Source organism: Muricoccus vinaceus (assembly GCF_042433125.1).
In the GTDB taxonomy this organism is placed as follows: domain Bacteria; phylum Pseudomonadota; class Alphaproteobacteria; order Acetobacterales; family Acetobacteraceae; genus Roseomonas; species Roseomonas vinacea.
Window position 1 is genome coordinate 673,044 of record NZ_JBHLVZ010000002.1, and the last position, 21,563, is coordinate 694,606.

24 protein-coding genes are annotated in these 21,563 nt (G+C 72.6%); 7 read left to right on the forward strand and 17 right to left on the reverse strand.

Annotated features, from left to right (window positions below):
- Positions 1–36 precede the first annotated feature (36 nt).
- Positions 37–978 (forward strand): alpha/beta hydrolase, encoded by a 942-nt coding sequence (locus ACFFIC_RS04950; RefSeq protein WP_377049031.1) that lies wholly within the window; start codon positions 37–39, stop codon positions 976–978.
- Between the two features lie 37 nt (positions 979–1,015).
- Here the strand turns inward: ACFFIC_RS04950 and atpC are convergent, their stop codons facing one another.
- The 5 genes from atpC to ACFFIC_RS04975 are packed head-to-tail and all read right to left on the reverse strand — an operon-like array spanning position 1,016 to position 5,900.
- Positions 1,016–1,426: an ATP synthase F1 subunit epsilon gene (gene atpC, locus ACFFIC_RS04955; RefSeq protein WP_377049032.1), complete on the reverse strand. Its 411-nt coding sequence runs from the start codon at positions 1,424–1,426 to the stop codon at positions 1,016–1,018.
- Positions 1,427–1,431: 5 nt separating this feature from the next.
- Positions 1,432–2,859 carry a F0F1 ATP synthase subunit beta gene (atpD, locus tag ACFFIC_RS04960; RefSeq protein WP_377049033.1) on the reverse strand — a complete coding sequence of 476 codons (1,428 nt, stop codon included), beginning with the start codon at positions 2,857–2,859 and terminating at the stop codon, positions 1,432–1,434.
- Between the two features lie 13 nt (positions 2,860–2,872).
- A complete protein-coding gene (locus tag ACFFIC_RS04965; RefSeq protein ID WP_377049034.1) occupies positions 2,873–3,757 on the reverse strand; it encodes a F0F1 ATP synthase subunit gamma in 885 nt (294 codons plus the stop codon).
- 23 nt (positions 3,758–3,780) lie between these two features.
- Complete coding sequence (gene atpA / locus ACFFIC_RS04970; RefSeq protein WP_377049035.1) at positions 3,781–5,313, reverse strand: F0F1 ATP synthase subunit alpha; 1,533 nt, start codon at positions 5,311–5,313, stop codon at positions 3,781–3,783.
- 2 nt (positions 5,314–5,315) lie between these two features.
- On the reverse strand, positions 5,316–5,900 hold the full coding sequence (locus tag ACFFIC_RS04975) for a F0F1 ATP synthase subunit delta (protein ID WP_377049036.1): 585 nt from the start codon (positions 5,898–5,900) through the stop codon (positions 5,316–5,318).
- Between the two features lie 321 nt (positions 5,901–6,221).
- Here ACFFIC_RS04975 and ACFFIC_RS04980 point away from each other — a divergent pair, with 321 nt between their 5' ends.
- Complete coding sequence (locus tag ACFFIC_RS04980) at positions 6,222–6,464, forward strand: hypothetical protein (RefSeq protein ID WP_377049037.1); 243 nt, start codon at positions 6,222–6,224, stop codon at positions 6,462–6,464.
- A gap of 4 nt (positions 6,465–6,468) precedes the next feature.
- A complete protein-coding gene (locus ACFFIC_RS04985; RefSeq protein WP_377049038.1) occupies positions 6,469–6,729 on the forward strand; it encodes a hypothetical protein in 261 nt (86 codons plus the stop codon).
- A 22-nt stretch (positions 6,730–6,751) separates the two neighbouring features.
- Here ACFFIC_RS04985 and ACFFIC_RS04990 read toward each other — a convergent pair whose 3' ends face one another.
- A complete protein-coding gene (locus ACFFIC_RS04990) occupies positions 6,752–7,273 on the reverse strand; it encodes a ComEA family DNA-binding protein (protein WP_377049039.1) in 522 nt (173 codons plus the stop codon).
- Between the two features lie 122 nt (positions 7,274–7,395).
- Positions 7,396–9,723, reverse strand: coding sequence for a primosomal protein N' (locus ACFFIC_RS04995; protein ID WP_377049040.1), 2,328 nt, complete (start codon positions 9,721–9,723; stop codon positions 7,396–7,398).
- 60 nt (positions 9,724–9,783) lie between these two features.
- Between ACFFIC_RS04995 and fsa the strand changes: the two genes are divergently transcribed.
- Entirely contained in the window at positions 9,784–10,440 is a 657-nt protein-coding gene (fsa, locus tag ACFFIC_RS05000; RefSeq protein WP_377049041.1) for a fructose-6-phosphate aldolase, read from the forward strand.
- A gap of 15 nt (positions 10,441–10,455) precedes the next feature.
- Here the strand turns inward: fsa and ACFFIC_RS05005 are convergent, their stop codons facing one another.
- From ACFFIC_RS05005 to ACFFIC_RS05025, 5 genes are all read right to left on the reverse strand, one after another.
- Complete coding sequence (locus ACFFIC_RS05005; protein WP_377049042.1) at positions 10,456–11,034, reverse strand: histidine phosphatase family protein; 579 nt, start codon at positions 11,032–11,034, stop codon at positions 10,456–10,458.
- Positions 11,035–11,109: 75 nt separating this feature from the next.
- A complete protein-coding gene (locus ACFFIC_RS05010; protein ID WP_377049043.1) occupies positions 11,110–11,781 on the reverse strand; it encodes an orotate phosphoribosyltransferase in 672 nt (223 codons plus the stop codon).
- Positions 11,778–13,061 carry a Zn-dependent hydrolase gene (locus tag ACFFIC_RS05015; RefSeq protein ID WP_377049044.1) on the reverse strand — a complete coding sequence of 428 codons (1,284 nt, stop codon included), beginning with the start codon at positions 13,059–13,061 and terminating at the stop codon, positions 11,778–11,780. The genes ACFFIC_RS05010 and ACFFIC_RS05015 overlap by 4 nt, the downstream gene beginning before the upstream one ends.
- Complete coding sequence (locus ACFFIC_RS05020) at positions 13,058–14,005, reverse strand: dihydroorotate dehydrogenase (protein WP_377049045.1); 948 nt, start codon at positions 14,003–14,005, stop codon at positions 13,058–13,060. Before ACFFIC_RS05020 ends, ACFFIC_RS05015 begins: the two co-directional genes overlap by 4 nt.
- Before the next feature lie 11 nt (positions 14,006–14,016).
- A complete protein-coding gene (locus ACFFIC_RS05025; protein ID WP_377049046.1) occupies positions 14,017–14,847 on the reverse strand; it encodes a dihydroorotate dehydrogenase electron transfer subunit in 831 nt (276 codons plus the stop codon).
- Between the two features lie 65 nt (positions 14,848–14,912).
- Between ACFFIC_RS05025 and ACFFIC_RS05030 the strand changes: the two genes are divergently transcribed.
- Genes ACFFIC_RS05030 through ACFFIC_RS05040 form a run of 3 tightly spaced genes read left to right on the forward strand, consistent with a single transcriptional unit; the run spans position 14,913 to position 17,426 of the window.
- Positions 14,913–15,857, forward strand: a complete 945-nt coding sequence (locus ACFFIC_RS05030) for a LysR family transcriptional regulator (protein WP_377049047.1) — start codon at positions 14,913–14,915, stop codon at positions 15,855–15,857.
- Positions 15,858–15,900: 43 nt separating this feature from the next.
- Positions 15,901–16,533, forward strand: a complete 633-nt coding sequence (locus tag ACFFIC_RS05035) for a hypothetical protein (RefSeq protein ID WP_377049048.1) — start codon at positions 15,901–15,903, stop codon at positions 16,531–16,533.
- A complete protein-coding gene (locus ACFFIC_RS05040) occupies positions 16,530–17,426 on the forward strand; it encodes a tyrosine recombinase XerC (RefSeq protein ID WP_377049049.1) in 897 nt (298 codons plus the stop codon). The genes ACFFIC_RS05035 and ACFFIC_RS05040 overlap by 4 nt, the downstream gene beginning before the upstream one ends.
- A 10-nt stretch (positions 17,427–17,436) precedes the next feature.
- Here the strand turns inward: ACFFIC_RS05040 and ACFFIC_RS05045 are convergent, their stop codons facing one another.
- From ACFFIC_RS05045 to lpdA, 5 genes are all read right to left on the reverse strand, one after another.
- Positions 17,437–18,777: an MATE family efflux transporter gene (locus tag ACFFIC_RS05045; RefSeq protein WP_377049050.1), complete on the reverse strand. Its 1,341-nt coding sequence runs from the start codon at positions 18,775–18,777 to the stop codon at positions 17,437–17,439.
- Complete coding sequence (locus ACFFIC_RS05050; protein ID WP_377049051.1) at positions 18,770–19,261, reverse strand: winged helix-turn-helix transcriptional regulator; 492 nt, start codon at positions 19,259–19,261, stop codon at positions 18,770–18,772. The genes ACFFIC_RS05045 and ACFFIC_RS05050 overlap by 8 nt, the downstream gene beginning before the upstream one ends.
- A 65-nt stretch (positions 19,262–19,326) precedes the next feature.
- Positions 19,327–19,776 (reverse strand): GreA/GreB family elongation factor, encoded by a 450-nt coding sequence (locus ACFFIC_RS05055; RefSeq protein WP_377049052.1) that lies wholly within the window; start codon positions 19,774–19,776, stop codon positions 19,327–19,329.
- Positions 19,777–19,781: 5 nt separating this feature from the next.
- Complete coding sequence (locus ACFFIC_RS05060) at positions 19,782–20,084, reverse strand: PGPGW domain-containing protein (protein ID WP_377049053.1); 303 nt, start codon at positions 20,082–20,084, stop codon at positions 19,782–19,784.
- Positions 20,085–20,151: 67 nt separating this feature from the next.
- Positions 20,152–21,543, reverse strand: a complete 1,392-nt coding sequence (gene lpdA, locus ACFFIC_RS05065; RefSeq protein WP_377049054.1) for a dihydrolipoyl dehydrogenase — start codon at positions 21,541–21,543, stop codon at positions 20,152–20,154.
- Positions 21,544–21,563: the final 20 nt, after the last annotated feature.

Below are 21,563 nucleotides of genomic sequence, written 5' to 3' on the forward strand. Positions count from 1 at the left end.
CCCGGGTGCGGGGCCGTGGCAGGAAGGGCGAGGCCGATGTTCCCGGTAAGATGCTGGCCCGGACCACTGTGCGGCCTGCTCCTCGCCCTGCTGAACGCCGCGCCGGCCTCGGCGCAGATCGACCGCCTCCCGGCGGAGGTGGGCGCCCGGATCGCGGCGATGGGACCCAGCTTCGACGGCGCGGTGCTCGCGGCCACCCGCGCCCTTTTCGCCCCCATCCCCCAGGCGGCGACCGACGGGCTTTCCGTCACGCGCGACCAGTCCTACGGGCCGGACGCCCGCCACCTGCTGGACGTCTACGCGCCGCCCGGCTCGGCGCCCCCTCGCCCGGTGCTGGTCTTCGTTCATGGCGGCGGGTTCGTGCGCGGCGAGAGGGAGGCGAACATCCCCGCCTATGCCGCGCGCAACGGCATGGTGGGCGTCGCCGTCACCTACCGCCTGGCACCGCAACACCCCTGGCCAGCCGGCGCCCGGGACGTGGGCGCGGCCATAGCATGGGTGCGCGCCAACGCGGCGCGCTTCGGCGGCGATCCCGGCCGCATCGTGCTGATGGGGCATTCGGCCGGCGCCACCCACGCCGCCTCCTTTGCCTTCGACCCGGCCCTGCACCCGGCGGAGGGTCCAGGCATCGCCGGGCTCATCCTGGGCAGCGGGTTCCTCAAGATGACGGCGGAGGACAAGGGGCCGGGCAACATCGCCTATTTCGGCCCGGACCCCGCGCTGTACGCGGCGCGCTCCCCCATGACGCATATGGGGCGGAGCCGCTTGCCGATGCTGCTGTTCAGCGCCGAATACGACCCGCCCTTCCTGGGCGCCCCGACTGTGGAACTCGCGCTAGGGGCCTGCTGGCGGGACGGAAAATGCCCGCGCATCGTTCAGATGCGCGGGCACAATCATGTCTCGGAAATCTTCGCGGTGGGCACCGCGGACGACGAGCTCGGCCAGGAGATCCTGCGCTTCGCCCGCGAACTCCGCTGAGGCGGAACCGGGAACGGCGGGCGCGTGCCCGGAGGCTTCAGGCCGCCTGCGCGGCGTCCTGCATGGCCCGGGCCGCCATCAGCCGGTCGTTCGCACGATCGCGGATCTCCGGAAGGTCGTTGGCGGCGGCGGCCAGCGCGGCCTCCGCCTCCGTCACGCGCTGCGCGGCAGCGGCGCGGGAAAGCGAGGCAAGCGGGGTCGCCTCGTCCGCCAGAACCGTCACGCGGGCCGGGGTGATCTCGGCGAAGCCGCCCATGATGAACAGGCTTTCCGTCTCGCGCCCACCCTCGGTCACGCGGATGACGCCGCCCCGGAGGGCGACGATCATCGGCGCGTGGCCGGGCAGCACGCCCATCTCGCCCTCATAGGCCGGGATGACCGCCATCTCGACGGGGCGCGAGAGGAGCAGGCGCTCCGGGCTCACCAGCTCGAGGTCGAAGGTGGCCATGAGGGTTACGCCGAGACCTTGAGGGTGTCGGCCTTCTTCACGGCCTCCTCGATGGTGCCGACCATGTAGAAGGCGGCCTCGGGGAGGTGGTCGTAGTCGCCGGCCACGATGCCCGCGAAGGAGCGGATCGTGTCCTCGAGCTTCACGAAGACGCCCGGCGTGCCCGTGAAGACCTCGGCCACGTGGAAGGGCTGGGACAGGAAGCGCTGGATCTTGCGCGCGCGCGCCACGACCAGCTTGTCCTCCTCGGACAGCTCGTCCATGCCCAGGATCGCGATGATGTCCTGCAGCGACTTGTAGGTCTGCAGCACGCGCTGCACCTCGCGGGCGACGCGGTAGTGCTCCTCGCCCACCACGCGCGGGTCGAGCGCGCGGGAGGTGGAGTCCAGCGGGTCCACGGCCGGGAAGATGCCGAGCTCGGCGATGGAGCGGTTGAGCACCGTCGTCGCGTCAAGGTGCGCGAAGGAGGTGGCCGGCGCCGGGTCGGTCAGGTCGTCGGCGGGCACGTAGATCGCCTGCACCGAGGTGATCGAGCCCTTCTTGGTGGAGGTGATGCGCTCCTGCAGGGCGCCCATGTCGGTGGCCAGCGTCGGCTGGTAGCCCACCGCGGAGGGGATGCGGCCGAGCAGGGCCGAAACCTCGGCGCCCGCCTGGGTGAAGCGGAAGATGTTGTCGATAAAGAAGAGCACGTCCTGGCCCTGCTCGTCGCGGAAGTACTCCGCCATCGACAGGCCCGAAAGGGCGACGCGGGCGCGGGCGCCCGGCGGCTCGTTCATCTGGCCGTAGACGAGCGCCACCTTCGAACCGGTGGTGTCGTTCTCGTTCAGCTTGATGACACCGGCGTCGATCATCTCGTGATAAAGGTCGTTGCCCTCGCGCGTGCGCTCGCCGACGCCCGCGAAGACGGACACGCCGCCGTGGCCCTTGGCGATGTTGTTGATCAGCTCCTGGATCGTCACGGTCTTGCCGACGCCGGCGCCGCCGAACAGGCCGATCTTGCCGCCCTTGGAGTAGGGGGCGAGCAGGTCCACCACCTTGATGCCCGTCACCAGGATCTCGGTGCTCGTCGCCTGGTCCTCGAAGAGGGGGGCGGCGCGGTGGATGGTGTATTCCTTCTCGTGGGGCACGGGGCCGCGCTCGTCGATCGGCTCGCCGATGACGTTCACGATGCGGCCGAGGGTGCCCTCGCCCACGGGCACGGAGATGCCCTTGCCCTGGTCCACCACCTCGGAGCCGCGGACGAGGCCGTCCGTGGTGTCCATGGCGATGGCGCGCACCGTGCGCTCGCCGAGGTGCTGCGCGACCTCGAGCACGAGGGTGCGGCCGGAAACATCGACCGTGAGCGCGTTGAGGATCTGCGGCAGCTCGGCGGGGAACTGCACGTCCACCACGGCGCCGAGGATCTGGGTGACCTTGCCGACGTTGTTCTTCATGGCTTGGGTTCCTTCAGACGGCTTCAGCACCGGAGATGATCTCGATCAGCTCCCTGGTGATGTTGGCCTGTCGCGTGCGGTTGTAGTTGAGCGTCAGCCTGTTGATCATGTCGCCGGCGTTGCGGGTGGCGTTGTCCATGGCGGTCATCTGGCTTCCGAAGAAGCCGGCCGCGTTCTCCAGCAGCGCGCGGTAGATCTGGATGGCGAGATTCTTCGGCAGCAGCGCCGCCAGAAGCTCCTCCTCGCCAGGCTCGTATTCGTAGAGCGCCTGCGATTCCCCGGTGGCGCCGGGGTCATTGGCGGGAAGCGGCGCGGGGATCAGGCGCTGCTCGCTCGGCACCTGGGCGATCACGCTCTGGAACCGGTTGTAAATCAGCGTGCAGACGTCGAACTCGCCGGCCTCCAGCATCGCGGTGATGCGGGTGGCGATCTCGTCCGCCTGCTCGAAGCCGAGGCGCTTGACGTTGGCGTAGCTGATCTCGCCCACCACGCGGCTGGCAAGCTCGCGCTTGAGGAAGGTCGCGCCCTTGCGGCCCACCGTCAGCAGCTTGACCGTCTTGCCCTCGGCCTCCAGCGCACGGGCACGGGCACGCGCGAAACGGCCCGCATTCGTGTTGAAGGCACCGGAAAGCCCACGCTCGGCGGTGACGACCACCAGCAGGTGGACCTGGTCGCGCCCGGTGCCGATCAGCATCTTCGGCGCGTCGGGGCTGCCCACCACGGCCGCGCCCAGGGACGCCAGCATGCGCTCCATCCGCTGGGCATAGGGCCGCGCCGCCTCGGCCTGCGCCTGGGCACGGCGCAGCTTGGCGGCGGCGACCATCTTCATCGCCTGCGTGATCTTGCGGGTCGACTTCACGCTGTTGATGCGACCGCGCAGGTCCTTGAGGCTGGCCATGGGAGTGCTCCGCTACTCCCGGGTCAGCCGAAGGACTTGGCGAAGCCGTCGAGGAAGCCCGCCAGCGCCTTGTCGTTGTCGCCGGTGATCTGCCCGCTCGTGCGGATGCCTTCCAGGATTTCCGGCTTGGCCGCCTTCAGCTCGCCGAGCATCCGCTTCTCGAACTCGCCCACCTTGTTCACGGGCACCTTGTCCAGGTAGCCGCGGGTGCCGGCGAAGATCGAAACCACCTGCTCCTCCACCGGCACGGGCGCGTACTGGGGCTGCTTCAGCAGTTCCGTCAGCCGCGCGCCGCGGGCCAGCAGCGCCTGGGTGGAGGCGTCGAGGTCGGAGGCGAACTGGGCGAAGGCCGCCATCTCGCGGTACTGCGCCAGCTCCAGCTTGATCTTGCCCGCCACCTGCTTCATCGCCTTGATCTGGGCGGCGGAGCCGACGCGCGAAACCGAGAGGCCGACGTTCACGGCCGGGCGGATGCCGCGGAAGAACAGCTCGGTCTCAAGGAAGATCTGCCCGTCCGTGATGGAGATCACGTTGGTCGGGATATAGGCGGACACGTCGCCCGCCTGCGTCTCGATCACGGGCAGCGCGGTCAGCGAGCCGAGGCCGGCCTCCTCGCCCATCTTCGCCGCGCGCTCCAGCAGGCGGGAGTGCAGGTAGAACACGTCGCCCGGATAGGCCTCGCGGCCCGGCGGGCGGCGCAGCAGCAGCGACATCTGGCGGTAGGCCACCGCTTGCTTGGACAGGTCGTCGTAGAAGATGACCGCGTGCATGCCGTTGTCGCGGAAGAACTCGCCCATCGTGCAGCCGGTGTAGGGCGCCAGGAACTGCATGGGAGCCGGGTCGGAGGCCGTCGCGGCCACGACGATGGAGTATTCCATCGCGCCGCGCTCCTCGAGGGTGCGCACGAGCTGCGCGACGGTGGAGCGCTTCTGCCCGATCGCGACGTAGATGCAGTAGAGCTTCTTCGCCTCGTCGGCGCCGGCGTTGATCGTCTTCTGGTTGAGGATCGTGTCGATGATGACGGCGGTCTTGCCGGTCTGGCGGTCGCCGATCACCAGCTCGCGCTGGCCGCGGCCGATCGGGATCAGGCTGTCGATCGCCTTGATGCCCGTCTGCATCGGCTCGTGCACGGACTTGCGGGGAATGATCCCCGGCGCCTTCACCTCGACGCGGCTGCGCGTGACATCGACCAGCGGGCCCTTGCCGTCGATCGGGTTGCCCAATCCGTCGACCACGCGGCCGAGCAGGCCGCGGCCCACCGGCACGTCCACGATGGTGCCCGTGCGGGACACGGTGTCACCCTCGCGGATGCGCGTGTCGTCGCCGAAGATCACGACGCCGACATTGTCGGATTCGAGGTTCAGCGCCATGCCGCGGACGCCGGCGGAGGGGAACTCCACCATCTCGCCGGCCATGACGTTCTGCAGGCCGTAGCAACGGGCGATGCCGTCGCCGACCGTCAGCACGGTGCCCACTTCCGCCACGTTGGCGTCGGTGTCGAAGCCAGCGATCTGCTGCTTCAGGATGTCCGAAATCTCTGCGGGACGGATGTCCATGGTCAGGCAGCCCCCTTCATGGCGTAGCTCAGGCGCTGGAGCCTGGACTTGATGGATGTGTCGTAAAGGCGGGACCCGATCTTGACGATCAGGCCGCCCAGGATGGACGGGTCCACTGTCTCGGACAGGCGGACATTCGAGTACCCGGCCTCGGTGAGGCGGGCGGCGATCTGGGTGCGCTGGGTGTTGCTCAGCGGATGGGCGGTGATGACCTCGGCCGCCTGCTGCCCGCGCTGCTCGGCCAGCAGCGTGTCGAAGGCCGAAAGGACCTCCGGCAGGATGGCGAGGCGCCGGTTCGCGATCATCACGCCGACCAAGTTCCGCACGTCCCCCGACACGCGGGCGCGGTCGAGGACGGAGAAGGTGGCGTTGCGCTGGGCGACGGCGTCCAGGCGCGGATCGGCGATAAAGGCGCGGAAGCCGGGATCGTCGCGGGCAAGGGTCGCGAGGTTCTCGACGTCGGTCGCGACGGCGTCCACCGTCTTCTTGTCCTTGGCCAGATCCAGCAGCGCGAGCGCGTAGCGCTGCGCGGCGCCACCGGTCTGCGGCGCTGAGTTCTGGACGTTGGCGGCTGCTTCGGAGGCCACTTGCGATCCCGTTCGAGGGTTGGTGAAGACCCGTCGGCCCGATGCGGTCCCGACTGGGGGAGGCGTCCCGGGCCTGCGCGAAGAACCCGGAGAATCCCCCGGGCATCGGCGGGCGCCCCTTAACACGGTGCAATGCGGGGCGGCAACCGCCCTGCGCCGCATCAGGCCCGACCCGGGGGCGCGGGCTTCACGCGGGAGATGGGTGGGGCGGTTGCCGGATGGAACCCTTGCCCGGCCTCCGCGCTCTATTCCTGACCGGGCACACGGCACTTGGCCGTGCGGTCCCGGCCCACACAAGCACCTCCAGAGGGGGAAAGATCGATGGACAAGGACAAGACCGACCAGAAGCGGGACAGCGAGACCGGCGACTGGGTGTCCGACCTCAAGCCGGGTGCCGGCACCGAGGCCAAGGTCGACAAGGGCGTGGAAGACACCTTCCCGGCCTCCGACCCCGCGCCCAAGACCGGCACCACCGGCTTCATCTCGCCGAGCGGGCACGACACGGGCGCCAAGACCGACCAGGGCAAGGGCGCGCCCGGCACCGCCTCGGGCGGGAAGCCCTGACATCATGGGCGGGCGCGTCGGGCCGGAACGGCCGGAAGAAAAGGCGCTGCGCGACGCCGGGGGCTGGGAAACCGGCCTCCAGCCCGGCACCGGGCGCGGCGCGGAGATGGACGAGGCCCTGAAGAACGGGGACGAGTCCGATCCCGCGCTCCGCTCCGCCGTGCCGGGCTTCGTCGCCCAGCCGGACCCGGTGGAGGAGGCGATCGAGGGTTCCGGCGTGGCGGAAGCGCGGAACGCCGTCGAGGACCTGCCCCGGCAGGGCTGAGGGCGGCGCGCGCGGTCAGCCCCTATTGGAGGGTGACCGCATGGCGGATCCGCTCGAAGACCGCCTGCGGCACCCCGCCCTTGCTGACGAGTTCCTCCGGTCGCGCATAGGGGCGCCCCCGGATAATCGCGTCCGCCCGCGAATCGCCGATCCCCGGCAGGGTGCTGACCATCTCCCGCTTGGTGGCGGCGTTGACGTTGATCTGGGTGGCCGTGACGCGCGCGCGGAAGCCATCGGCCACGGAGATCGGCACGGCGCCCTTCGAGGTCACCTCATCCACCGAGCGGTAGGGGCGATGGGTCACGATGGCCGCCGCCCGCGCCGGACCGATGCCTGGCAGAAGCTGCAATTCCTCGGGTGTCGCCAGATTGAGATCGGTCGCGCTCGCCGCGGGCGCGTGCTGCGCCGGCGTGTGCGGCGCGGCACCCCTCGGCGGTGACGGGGCCGGCCGGGCCGGTGGCGCCTGCGTCGGCGGCTGGGGGGATTGTGCCAGGGCCGGCAGGGCCAGCGCCCCGAGAAGAAGGCCGGCTATCAGGATTCGCATGGAACACCCCTTCGGTCATCGGCTCGGTCGCCGCGCCAGGGCGGCTCCGGACCAAGTTCTCCGAACAAGGCTAGGGTCGCACCGCCCCGCGGCGAAGCGCCTACCTGCCCCGAGGCGATCACTTAAAGGAAGCTGACGGGGTCCACGTCCACCTGCACACGCACGGCGCCCGGCACCTCTACCCTCGACAGCCATTCCCGCAGCAGGGGCTGCACCGCCACGTCCCGCCGCGCCTTCAGCAGCAGGCGCCGCCGGTGCCGGCCGCGCAGCATGGAGAGCGGCGCGGGCGCGGGGCCGAGCACCACCACCCCCTCCCCGCCCGGCGCGGCCAGGCCGAGGTCGCGCGCCACGCGGTCGGCTGCGCGCTCGTCCTCCGAACTCACGATCAGGGCCGCCAGGCGCCCGAAGGGCGGCCAGCCGCCGGGGCGGCGCGCCTCCGCCTCCTCGGCCATGAAGTTCTCGAGGTTGCCGGACACCAGCGCCTGCATGACGGGATGGTCGGGGTTCCAGGATTGCAGCATCACGCGGCCGGGGCTTTCCGCGCGCCCCGCGCGGCCGGACACCTGGTGCAGAAGCTGCACCGTCCGCTCCGCCGCCCGGAGGTCCCCGCCCGCGAGGCCGAGATCGGCATCCACCACCCCCACCAGGGTCAGGTGCGCGAAGTGCCAGCCCTTGGCCACGATCTGCGTGCCGATCAGCAGGTCCACCTCCCGGTCCGAGATCATGCGCGCAGCCTCGGCCGCCGCCGCCGGGCCGGGGATGGTGTCGGAGGCCATGACCAGCCGCCGCGCATCCGGGAACAGCACAGAGGCCTCCTCCTGCACCCGCTCCACCCCGGGGCCGATGGCGGTCAGGCTGCCCTCGGCGCCGCATTCGGGGCAGTGCTGGGGGATGGGCTCGGCGTGGCCGCAGTGGTGGCACTGCAGGCGCCGCTGGGCCCGGTGCTCCACCAGCCAGGCCGTGCAGTTGGGGCAGCGGATGCGGTGCCCGCAGGCGCGGCACAGCGTCATGGGCGCGTAGCCGCGGCGGTTGAGGAACAGCATCGCCTGCTCCCCGCGCGCCAGCGTCTCGGTGATCGCCTCGATCAGCGGCGGGGAGATGAAGCGTCCGCGCTCGGGGGGCACCTTGCGCAGGTCCAGCACCGTCACCTCCGGCAGGCCCGCGCTGCCGTGGCGGCGGGGCAGGTTCTGGGCGGAATAGCGGCCCTGCTCCGCGTTGGTCAGCGTCTCCAGGCTGGGGGTCGCGGAAACCAGCACGCAGGTGGCCTCGGCCATGCGGGCGCGCACCACGGCCATGTCGCGCGCGTGGTAGATCACGCCGTCCTCCTGCTTGAAGGCGGTCTCGTGCTCCTCGTCCACGATGATCAGGCCGAGGTCCGGGAAGGGCAGGAACAGGGCGGAGCGAGCGCCCACCAGCACCGGCGCCTCGCCATCCGCCACCGCCCGCCAGGTGGCGCGGCGCAGGCGTCCCGAAAGCTCGGAGTGCCAGATGGCCGGCGCGCAGCCGAAGCGCTCCTTGAAGCGGTCCAGCCATTGGGAGGACAGCGCGATCTCGGGCAGCAGCACCAGCGCCTGCCGCCCCTGGCGCAGGCATTCGGCCACCGCGTCCAGGTAAACCTCGGTCTTGCCCGAACCCGTCACCCCCGCCAGCAGCGTCACGCCGAAGGCGCGCCGGGCCACGGACTCGCGCAGGCCCGCGGCCGCCTCCTCCTGCTCCTCCAGCAGCGAGGGCCCGGGATGCTCGGGATCGGGGCGCGCGAAGCTGCGCGGGCGGGGCAGCAGGGCGGGCTCGATCAGCCCCTGGTCGGCCATGCCGCGCAGCACGCCCGTGGAAACCTCGGCCTCGTCGGCGATGTCGGCGCCCGCGCGGGGCTCGCCGGGCTCCATCACGTCCAGCACGCGCTTGCGCTGGGGGGTCAGGCGATAGCCGGGCGCCCCGCCCTGGGCCAGTTCCCCGGCGGCGGAAAGCTTCCACCCGGCCTGCTGCCCCGCCGGCTCCAGCGCCGAGGGAACCGACATGGCCATGCGCAGCACGGCCCCCGGCGGCGCGAGGGTATAGGCCGCCACCCATTCCACGAAGCGGCGCAGGCTTTCCTTCATGGGCGGCGCGGGAAGCACGCCCAGGATGTCGCGCAGCCGGTTCTCGGCCAGCCCGGCATCGGGCTCGCCGTCCCAGGCGACGCCCAGCACCTCCCGCCCGCCCAGCGGCACGGCAACGAAGCTGCCCGGCTCCGGCAGGGGGGTGCCGTTGGGCACGCGGTAGTCATAGGCCCCTCCCCCCGGCGTATCGAGCGGAAGGGGCAGCAGCACGCGGATGCGGCGCGAGGGCGGGCCGGCGGGCGGCGCGCGCCGCCTGCCCCTGGCGGTCGCCGGGGGCGCGGAAACGAGGCCGTCCCCGAACAGCCCGCCATCCGCGCTGGCGCCCTTGGCGCTGGACTCCGCCTTTTCCATCGCTATTGATCCGCCGCCCGCGCCATCCGACCCCCGCCCTGAACCTTTGGGACCAGCATCATGAAATTCTTCGTGGACACCGCCGAGGTCTCCGAGATTCGCGCCCTCGCCGAGAGCGGGCTGCTCGACGGCGTCACCACCAACCCCTCCCTGATCGCCAAGTCCGGCCGCCCGATGGCCGAGGTGATCAAGGAGATCTGCGACATCACCCCCGGCCCCGTTTCCGCCGAGGTCACCGCCACCGACTACGATGGCATGATGCGGGAGGGCGAGCACCTCGGGCGCATCGCGTCCAACGTCGTCATCAAGCTGCCGTTGACCGAGGCGGGGCTTCGAGCATGCAAACATATGGTGAACAACGGGGTCATGGTCAACGTAACCCTGTGCTTCTCCGCGGCCCAGGCCATCCTCGCCGCCAAGGCGGGCGCCACCTACGTCTCCCCCTTCGTCGGGCGGCTCGACGACATCGGGCAGGACGGCATGGGGCTGATCGCCGACACCGTGCAGATCTACGGCAACTACCCGGCGCTGCGGACCGAGGTGCTGGTGGCCTCCATCCGCCACCCCATCCACCTGATCCAGGCGGCCAAGCTCGGCGCGCATGTGGCGACCCTGCCGCCCGCCGTGATCAAGACGCTCTACAAGCACCCGCTGACGGACAAGGGCCTCGAGAGCTTCCTGGCGGACTGGACGAAGACGGGGCAGTCGATCCTCTAGGCCGGCCTCGGCGCCTCATTCCTCGATGGGGCGCCACCCGGAAAGAACGCGGCGCGTCGCGGCGTCGAAGGTGAAGACGTTGCCGCCGCCCCCACCGGGCTGGTCCTCGGCCCGGCCGATCGGCACGCCCTTCAAGTGGCACAGCAGCAGCGCGCCGACGCCGCCATGAAAGATTATGGCGACGTCTCCCTGGCCCGGCGCCAAGGCCAGGACGCGCTCCACCGCGGCCACCACCCGGCGCTGGGCATCCACCGCGCGCTCCCACCCGCGGATGCTCCGTTCGGGATGCGCGAAAAAGGCGTCCGCCATCGCCTCGAACTCCGCCCTGGGCAGGTAGCCGGTCGCGGAGCGGTCGTTCTCGCCCAGCGCCTCGACGATCGCGGGAACAAGGCCGAGCCGGTCCGCGAGCATCCGCGCGGCGTCGGTTGCCTTACGCTCCGCGCTGCTGAACACGGCGCGGATGCCGGGCACCCAGGGGCGCTCCAGAGCCAGGGCCATGCGCCGGATGCCCTCGGGCGAGAGCGGCCAGTCCGGAACGGGCACGGCCGGGTCGATCACGACCTCCGGGTGGGTGATGCAGTGGACAACGGCCATGGCACCCCGCTGAAGCCTCGGGCGAAAGCTTCTCACCGGCGGCGGCCGGCGTCACCGCCCTCTCCCGCCGGGACGTCAGAGCGCCGGCTTCAGCATCGTGGCCCGCCCGCCATGGGCCGCGGACCAGCCGATGGGATCGGCCAGGAAGCGCTCCAGGACCGCCCGGTCAGCATCCGGCAGGGCGCAGGCGCCGTCCGCCGCCAGCACGTCCCGCCAACTGGCCAGGGAAACCAGCGTCAGCCCCAGCTTCTCCATCCGCTCCGCGCCGCCCGGAAAGGTGCCGTGGTGGAACAGGCAGAGGGCGTGGGTGACGGTGGCGCCCCCCGAGCGCAGCCCGCGCGTGAAGGCGACCTTGCTGCCGCCATCCGTCATCAGGTCGTCCACCAGCAGCACGCGCATCCCCTCCACCGGCCCGCCCTCCACCTGGGCGTTGCGGCCGATGCCGAGCGGGCGCTTGCGCACGTAGCGCAGCGGCAGGTCCAGCGCCTCGGCCAGCCAGGCGGCCCAGGGAATACCCGCCGTTTCCGCCCCCGCAACGGCCTCCGGCGGCGCGTCCCCGAAGCCGGCGCGGATCGCCTCCGCCGCCAGCGCCGTCGCGGCGCGGCGCAGGCGGGCGTCGCCGATCAGCAGGCGGCAGTCGATATAGGCGGGGCTGGCCCATCCCGCGGCCAGGATGAAGGGCTGACCGTGGCTGACCTGCACCGCCCCCCCTTCCAGCAGCAGGCGCGCCATGGCGGCACCGCTCATGCCGACGCCTCTCGCAGGCTGCGCTCCAGAAGCTCGGCGCCCAGCATGAAGTCGTCCATTTCCATGGCCTCCGCGGGGTTGTGCGAACCGTGCTGGTTGCGGACGAAGATCATGGCGCTCGGGATACCCGCCTGTGCGAAGACCGCGGCGTCGTGGCCGGCGCCGCTCGGGATTGGCTCGTCGGGCAGGCCCATGGCGCGCAGCCCGGCCCGCAGCCGCTCGATCCACCCTTCATCCATCCGCGCCGGCGCGGAGTCCAGCCGGCGGTCCAGGCGGAACTCCACCCCCCGCTCCTCCCCGATGCCCGCGCATTCGGACAGGAACAGGTCGTAGAAGGCCTCCAGCGTCTCGGTGCTCTGGCTCCGCGCCTCCATGGAGAAGCGAAGCCGCCCGGGAATGCGGGCCAGCGCGTGCTCGGCCGGGTCGGTGCCGATGATGCCGGAGGTCACCACCAGGTCCCGTCCCCGCTCCAGCAGGGTTCGCCAGTGGCGGTCCAGGCGCGTGATCAGCTCCGCGGTGGCGAAGACGGCGTCGCGCCGCAGCCAGCGCGGGATGGTGCCGGAATGCCCGGCCTCCCCGACGCACTCGATGGCGCGGTGGCGGATGTTGCCGCGGATGCCCGTGACGATGGCCACCGGGAGGTTGCGCGCGACCAGCACCGGCCCCTGCTCGATATGGATCTCGAGCCAGGCGGCGATCGTGGCCGGGTCCAGCAACCGCTCCCCCCGTGCCACGCGCTCGACCTCCACCCCGGCCTCGCGCATGCAGTCGATCAGGGGACGGCCGCTGTTGACGTGGGGCGTCGCCAGGTCCTCGGCCGAGAGCCGGCCGAACAGCGCGGCCGAGCCCATATAGGCCCGCCCGAACCAGGCGCTCTCCTCCCCGCGCAGGGCATAAAGGGCGATGCCGCGCCGCGGCGCGAAACCCTCCTCCTGGAAGCGGGACAGCGCCATCAGCCCCCCGATCACCCCCGCCGCCCCGTCGAAGTTCCCGCCCTGGGGCACCGAGTCGAGGTGCGAGCCGCAGGCGATCACCGGCAGCGACGGGTCGCTCCCGGCCAGGGTGACGACCAGGTTGGCCCCGGCATCGCGCGCGGTGTGGAGCCCCCGGGCCCGCGCCTCGGCCTCCACCATGTCCAGCGCCAGCGATTCCCCGGCGCCATAGCTTTCCCGCGTGATGCCCACGCCGTCGCCGGTGGCCTCCCGCAGCCGGTCGAACAGGCGCTCGGCCAGGGCGCGGCCCAGGAGCGGGGGCGAGGGGCGGGCCAGGGTGGTGCTCACGGCGCCGGCTCCGCCCACTCGATCTCCGCCTCGTCCGTTTCCTCGCGCCGGATGGCGCCGGTCAGCTCCGCCACGCGCGCGATGCCGCGCCCGGCGCAGAAGCGGGCCAGCCCCTCGATCACCGCCTCCATGGCGCCGGGGTGGAGGAAGGTCGCGGTGCCCACCTGCACGGCCGCGGCCCCCGCGATCATGTACTCCGCCGCGTCCTCCGCCGTGGAGATGCCGCCGCAGCCGATCACGGGAATGCGGACCGCGCGCGCGCACTGATAGACCTGCCGCAGCACGATCGGCTTGATCGCGGGGCCCGACAGCCCGCCCATCACGTTGCCCAGGCGCGGGCGGAAGGTGTTCAGGTCCACGGACATGGCCAGGATGGTGTTGGCCACCACCAGCGCATCCGCCCCCGCCTCTTCCGCCGCCCGCGCCACCTCCGGCACGTCCCCGGTGTTGGGCGTCAGCTTCGCCCAGAGCGGCAGCGCGGTGGCCGCGCGCAGCCGGCGGATCACCGCCTCGGTCGATTCCGCCCGCATGGCGAAGGCGCGCCCGTCCTCCTCGATGTTGGGGCAGGAGATGTTGGCCTCGATGGCGGCGACGCCCGGCACCGAAACCTCCGCCGCCAGCGCCGCGAAGCCCTCGGCCGTCGGCGCGGAGATGCTGACCACCAGCGGCGGCGCGAAGGCGCGCATCGCCGGCAGCGTGTGCTCCAGGAAATAGGGCACGCCCTTGGAGGGGATGCCGATGGCGTTCAGCATCCCGCCCGCCGTTTCCGCCACGCGCGGCAGCGGGTTGCCCGCGCGCAGCTCCCGCGTGATGGTCTTGGTCACCAGCGCGCCGAGGGCGTCGAGGTCGGCGGCCAGCGCCAGCCCCTCTGCGAAGGTGCCCGAGGCCGGCATCACCGGATTGGCGAGGGCGAGCCCGCCGATCCGCACGCTCATGTCGGTCATGCCGCCTCCCTTCATGCCACTGCCTCCAGCATGTCGAAGACCGGGCCATCCCAGCAGACCCGCTTGTGGACGATCTCGCCCCCTTCGTTGAAGTCGCGCACGCAGCAGAAACACATGCCCAGCCCGCAGGCCATCTGCTGCTCGAGCGCCACCTGCCCGGGAATGCCGAACTCCCGCCCCAGCCGCTGCTGGACGCGCAGCAGGCGGGCGGAGCCGCAAGTGAGGAAGGCGTCCGCCACCCCTTCCGCGACGAGCCCCCGCAGGAGGCGCTCCACATGCGCGGGGCCGCTGGTGCCGTCCTGGTCGGTCACGGTGACGACGCGCGCGCCCTCCGCGCGGAACAGGTCCTCGGACACCACGAGCTCCGGCCGCCGCGCGCTGAGAACGGCGGTGACGCCGATGCCCGCCGCCCGCGCCGCCCTGGCGATCGGCGCGAGGGTCGCGAGGCCGGCGCCGCGGCCCACCGCGACCACGTGCCGCCAGGCGGGATGGAGCACGAAACCCTGGCCGAGCGGCCCCATGACATCGATCGCATCGCCCACGGCGAGGGTGGCGAGGCCCCGCGTCCCGGCGCCCGTCACCTTGTAGAGGAACTCCACCGTGCCCGCCGCGGGATCGGCGCCATAAAGGCTCATGGGCCGCCGCAGGAAGGGCGCCTCGCCCGGCGGGGCCGGGCAGAGAAGCTGGAAGAACTGCCCGGGCCGTGCGCCCGCGGCCACGGCGCCCGCGCGCAGCACGAGGTGCCGGTACTCGGCGTTCAGCGGCGCATGCACCAGCACCTCGGCCGGGCGGGCCTCGACGCTCGGCACGAAGGGTGAGGCAGCCGGGCCAGGAAAGGACATGGGCCCATCCAAGACCCGTTGGACCGCTCGCAAAAGAACCGATTTTCGTGCGAGATGATGCCGACATGGCATCGCCCGCCCACCCCCGCCCGCTTCGCGTCCACGCCCCCGGCATCCACTACTTCGACGCGGTGCGCCGCGCCGGTTCCATCCGCGAGGCCGCGCGCCGGCTGAACGTCGCCTCCTCTGCGGTGAACCGGCAGGTGCTGAAGATGGAGGCGGAGCTGGGCACGCGGCTGTTCGACCGCCTGCCCGACGGCCTGCGCCTGACGGCGGCCGGGGAGATCATGGCGCGGCACGTCACCACCGTGCTGCGCGACGCGGAGCGGGCGCGCTCCGAGCTCGATGCCCTGGCGGGGCTCCGCACCGGCCATGTGGACCTGGTCACGCTGGAAGGCCTCTGCCACCGGGTGGTGCCGGAGGCCGCGGCGGCGCTCCAGGCCCGCCAGCCCGGGATAACGGTCGGCACGGGCATCCTGGGCAGCGCCGAGATCCCCAGCGCGATCCTGTCGGGCGACGCGCATCTGGGCCTGGCCTTCGAGGTGCGGCGGCACCCGGCGCTGCGCCAGCTCGCCGCGGCCCGGCTCCCCCTCGGCGCCGTGGTGCCGCCGGGCTCGCCCCTCGCCGGCCGCGAGTCGATCGGCATCGCGGATTGCGCGGGCATGCCGCTGATCCTGCCCCATGCCAACTTCGCCAACCGCGACCAGGTCGAAACCCTGCTGCAGCGCCGGGGCGAGGGGCTGCGCGTGCAGTACGAGGCCGGCTCGGTGGAGCTGATGAAGCGCATGGTGCTGCTGGGCCTGGGCACCGCCTTCATGACGCGGGCGGGGCTGGAGGCGGAGCTGGAGGCCGGTCGCCTGGTGCACGTGCCGCTGCGCCAGGGCCGCGCCGCGGTGGTGAGCGAGCTCGGCCTCTACGCCCATGCCGAGGTGGCGCTGCCCGCCGCGGCCGCGGCCTTCGCGGGGCACTTGGCGGAAACCATCGGCCGGCTGCACGGGCCCGGCGGGTGATTCGCCTCACCGCCGCGGCCCTGGCAAGCTGGGGGTGATGAACATGTCATCCCCGCAGACGGAGGACGGCCGCGAGGCCGAGGCGGCCCGGGTGGCCGCCTATCTCTCCGCCCATCCCGGTTTCCTTTCGGAGCGCCCGGCCCTGTACCGCTCCCTCCATCCCCCGCGCCGGGTGCATGGGGAGAACCTGGCGGACCACATGGCAGCCCTCCTCGCCGCCGCCCGCGCGGAGACCGGGCAGGTGGCCGAGGCCGCCCGCGCCGGGCAGGACCTGACCATCCGCGCGGCCACGGCGGTCGCCGCCCTGATCGGCACGCCGGACGCGCTGGCCGCCGTTTCCGGGGAATGGCCGGCGCTGCTGGGCCTGGAATGCGCGGGGCTGGCGGCGGAAGGCCCGCCCTCCCCCGGCCTGCGCGACATTCCCGCCGGCGCCGTCGCGCGACTGACGGAGGGCCGGGAGGTGCTGCTGCGCGACTCGCCGGCCGAGGCCGCCCTCCTGCACGGGGAGGCCCATCCCCTGATCATCCGCGATGCCCTGGTGCGCCTGCCCGGCCCTTTGCCGCGCATTCTCGTGCTGGGCGCGCGCGAGGCCGGGCGGCTGCCGGCGCGCGGCGCCACCGCCCCGCTGCGGCTGCTGGCCCATGCCCTGTCGCGCGCGCTGGACGGCGCCGCGTGACCACGGGCCTCGCCGCCCGCGCCGACTTCCTGGACTGGCTGGCGCGCGAGCGCCGGTCGAGCCCGGAAACCATCGAGGCCTATGGGCGCGACATCGCGGACCTGCTCGGCTTCCTGTCCGCGCACCAGGGCGGCGAGCCCGATCTTTCGGCGCTGGCCCTGGCCGATCTCCGCTCCTTCCTGGCGCATCGCGCGGCGGCGGGGATCGGGGCCTCATCCCGCGCGCGGCAGCTTTCGGCCATCAAGACCTTCCTGCGCTTCCTGGTGCGCCGCCACGGCCTCGCGCCGCTGCCGCTGGGCGGGCTGAGCGGCCCGCGCCGCAAGCCCCCCGTGCCGCGCGCGCTGACGGAGGAGCAGGCCCGCACCGCCACCACCGACAGCGCCGAGAACAGCCCGGCCATGGCCGCGCGGAACCAGGCGCTCTTCACCCTTCTCTATGGCTGCGGCCTGCGCATCGCGGAGGCATTGGCGCTGAACCTGCGCGACGCCCCCCGCGCCGGAACCGGCCTGCGCGTGCTCGGCAAAGGGGCCAAGGAGCGGATCGTGCCGGTGCTGCCGGCGGTGGAAGCCGCGATGGCCGAATGGCTGCGCCACCGGGGCCCGGCCACGCCCGACGCGCCGCTCTTCACCGGCGCCAAAGGCGGGCGGCTGGACCCCGGCGTCGCCCAACGCGCGCTGCGCGACCTCCGCCGCGCCACGGGCCTGCCGGAGCACACCACGCCCCACGCGCTGCGCCATTCCTTCGCGACCCACCTGCTGGGCGGCGGCGCCGACCTGCGCGCGATCCAGGACCTGCTGGGCCATGCCAGCCTGTCCACCACGCAGCGCTACACGCAGGTGGACCAGGCGGGGCTGCTGGAAACCTGGCGCCGGGCGCATCCCCGGGCCGACTGAGGAGAGGATCTCACCGCCCCGCCCAGACCCCGCGCCGCACCCCCATCGCCGTCACCAGCCCATAGGCGGTGATCCCGAGGGCCACCGCCAGGAACTGCCCGTCCAGCCCCATCCCCAGCACGTCGCCCAGCAGCCAGCCGCCGCCCACCGCCACGCCGATGCGGGATGCCCCGGCCGCCAGCGGCCAGCCCATGCGCCCCGCCCCCTGGGAGGCGAAGTAGAGCGCCATGCCCAGCCCGAAGCCGCCGAAGGCGAAGCCGGTGAAGGAAAGCGCCCGCCGGGCGAGACCGATCACCTCCGGGTCCGCGGTGAAGAAGGAGGCGAAGGCACCCGGCGCGGCGGCCACCGCCAGCCCGATCGCCCCGGTGACGAGGAAGGCCATCAGCCCGCCCGTCCAGGCCAGGCGCAGCGCCTGGTCCCAGCGCCCGGCCCCCACCGCCCGCCCGACCAGCGCCGTCAGCGCCGAGCCCACGCCGAAGGCGATGGGGATCATCAGGAATTCCAACCGGGCCGAGATGCCGTAGCCCGCCACCGCCGCCGGCCCGTGCGGGGCGATCCGCGCGGTGACCAGGATGGTCGTCAGGTTCGCCACCCCCGCCAGCGCGCTCGCCGCCAGCCCGACGGACAGGATGCGCCAGAACATCGCGCCCGAGGGCCGCACCCGCAGCACCGGCCGGAACCCCGCCCGCCCGCGCAGCACCGCCGTGCCCATCACCAGGGTGGAGGCCAGGAACACCGCGCCAAGGGCGGCCCCGATGCCCGGCAGTCCCATGCCCAGCGGCTCCGCCAGCAGCCAGGCGACCGGCGGATAGGCGCCCCAGGTCAGCAGCAGCACCCGCGCCGCCAGCGCGTGCTGCCCACCGCCGCGCAGCACGGAGGCCAGGGTGTTCGCCAGCCAGACCGGCACCGCCCCGAGCCCGAAGAGCCACATGGCATAGGGCGCCGCGGCCTCCGCCGCCGCCGCGCCGCCGATGGCGCCGAGCACGGCCCGGGGATAGAGCGCGAGCAGCAGGGCGAAGGCCCCGCCCGCCAGCACCGCGATCAGCACGGCGTGCAGCACCAGCGCCGAGGCCTCGTCCCGCCGCCCCGCGCCCAGCGCCCGCGCCGTGGCCGAGGACACGCCGCCCCCCATGGCCCCGGCCGACATCTGCTGCATCAGCAGGCTGAAGGGCAGCACCACGGACCACCCCGCCAGCGCCGCCGTGCCCTGCCGGGCCGCCAGCCAGGTTTCGGCGATCTGCGCCACCACCTGAAGGATGGAGCTGAGCGCGGTCGGCGCCGCCAGGGCCAGGATCTGCCGCGCGGTGGAAGGGGCCGGGGGCGCCACGGCAGCGGCCAGGGTATCAGCCACGGGCTGCCTCCAGTTCCGCCAGGGCCAGGCGCCGGCGCATCGCCTCCCCCGCGCCGGGGCCAGGAAGAAGGCGTACGTCCTCCGGGCGCAGCGGTGCGCCGTCCGGGCCACGCGGCGGATCGGCCGTGACCTCCTCGCCAGTCGCGGCATCCACCAGCCGTACGACCGGCCCCTCGGGGGCCATCCACTGGTCGCTCCAGGCCTTGAGCGCCACGAAGGCCGGAAAGAAGTCGCGCCCCTTCCCGGTCAGGCGGTAGGCGTGGCGCGCGCCCTCGGGCACGCGCTCCAGCAGCCCGTGCTCCACCAGCTTGGCCAGCCGCGCGCTGAGGATGTTGGAGGCGATGCCGAGATGACGCTCGAAGTCATCGAAGCGGGTCGTGCCGTAAAAGGCCTCCCGCAGCACCAGGATCGCCCAGCGCTCGCCCAGCACCTCCATGGAGCGGGCGATGGGGCAGCGCATGCGGGAAAAGTCGGTTCTGGGCATGGGCCGCTCCGTCAGCTTGCATCATGCAAGCTGACTGGCTTGCATGATGCAAGCTCATTCGCGCCTCAGCTGCCGTTCTCCACCGCCAGCACCGTGAGCAGGCGCCCGCCCGGCCCCTCGACCTCGTCCCCCGCCTCCGCCCCGTCCAGCGCCTGCGCCAGCGGCGCGCGCCAGCCGATCAGCCCCGCCGTGGGGTCGGCCTCGTCCTCCCCCACGATCCGCAGGCACCGCGCGGCCGGCCCGAGCCCCGCCACGCTCACCCAGGAGCCGAAGCCGACTGCACCGCCCTCCGGCGGCGAGGTGAGCTGCGCGCTCGCCCGGCGCTGCTGCCAATAGTGGAGGTCCCGCTGTTCCATGGGATCGGGCGCGGAAAGGGCGCTCAGCCGCGCGAGCTCGGCTTCGATCCGGGCCAGGCCCTCCGCGGTCACGGGGTTGGGGCCCGGCGGCACCGGGCGCTCGGCCGGGGGTTCGGGGGGCTCGCTTCCGTCGGGCTCGCGGACAAAGGCGCGGCTCACGGCGTTCAGCCCCGGCCGATCGCCCGGCGCAGCCCCGCGCCCCAGCCGGCGAAGCGGGCGGTCATGGAACTTTCCAGGGACTCGATCTTGGACACCGCGCCCGGCCAGCGCTTCTCCACCCAGGCCCAGCGATGCGCCGCCCAGAGGTGCTGGTCGCGCAGCACGAAGACGCCGAGCGCCAGAAACAGGAAGCCCTGAAGGAAGGGCAGCACGCAGCCCAGCACCCCCAGAACAATGAAGAACCACCCGAGCGCCTTGCGCTTCGGCCGGGGGTTCAGCGTCACATAGGGGGCGCGGGCATTGTCCATCGCCCGCCAGATGGTCCGCGCGCCTCCCCGATCAAGCGAGGCGCGCGGTCTCGTCAGACGCGGCGCCTCAAATATGGATGGGGCGGCCATCCACGGCGAGCGCCGCTTCCTTCACGGACTCGCTCAGCGTCGGGTGGGCGTGGCAGATGCGGGCCACGTCCTCGGCGCTGGCGCCGAATTCGATGGCCGTGACCATCTCGGCGATCAGGTGTCCGGCGTCGGGGCCCAGGATATGGGCGCCCAGCACGCGGTCGGTGGTCTTGTCCGCCAGGATCTTCACAAAGCCGTCCGTGTCGCCCATGGCCCGCGCCCGGCCATTGGCGGTGAAGGGGAACTTGCCGGACTTGTAGGCGGTGCCGGCCGCCTTCAGCTCCTCCTCGGTGGCGCCGACCGCGGCCACCTCGGGCCAGGTGTAGACGATGCCGGGGATGGCGCCGTAGTTCACGTGGCCGTGCTGGCCGGCCAGGATCTCGGCCACCGCGACGCCCTCGTCCTCGGCCTTGTGGGCGAGCATGGCGCCCGCGATCACGTCGCCGATGGCATAGATGCCGGGAACGCTGGTGGCGAAACGCGCGTCGGTCTTCACCCGCCCGCGCTCGTCGAGCGCCACGCCGACGGCATCCAGCCCCAGCGCCTCCACATAGGGGCGGCGCCCGATGGCCACCAGCACGGCGTCGGCCTCGATCGTCTGGACCTCGCCGCCCTTGGCGGGCTCCACCGTCAGGGACACGCCCGCCCCTGTCCTGGCCGCGCCCGTCACCTTGTGGCCCAGCTTGAACTTGAAGCCCTGCTTGCCCAGCACCCGCTCGAAGTTCTTCGCGATCTCGTTGTCCATGCCGGGCAGCAGCCGGTCCAGGAACTCGATCACCGTCACCTCGGCGCCCAGGCGCCGCCACACGCTGCCCAGCTCCAGCCCGATCACGCCGCCGCCGATCACCACCAGGTGCTTCGGCACCGCCTCGAACTCCAGCGCGCCGGTGGAGGTGACGACCGTCTTCTCGTCCACTTCCACGCCCTTCAGCGGCACGCTCTCGCTGCCCGTCGCGATGACGATGTTCCTGGTCTCGTAGGTGGTGCCGGCCACCTCCACCTTGCCCGGCGCGGTGATCCGGCCCGCGCCCTTCAGCCAGGTCACCTTGTTCTTGCGGAACAGGAACTCGACGCCCTTCACGTTGGCCGAGACCACCTCGCCCTTGCGCGCCTGCATCCGGGCGAGGTCGAGCTTGATCCCCTCCACGGTGATGCCGTGGTCGGCGAACTTGTGGGCGATCTCCTCGAAGTTCTCGGAGGACTGGAGCAGCGCCTTGGAGGGGATGCAGCCGATGTTGAGACAGGTGCCGCCCAGCGTTTCCCGCTTCTCCACGCAGGCCACCTTCATGCCGAGCTGTGCCGCGCGGATGGCGCAGACATAGCCCCCGGGGCCGGAGCCGATGACGATGAGGTCGAAGGAGTCGGGCATGCGGGCGCGTCCTGCAATGA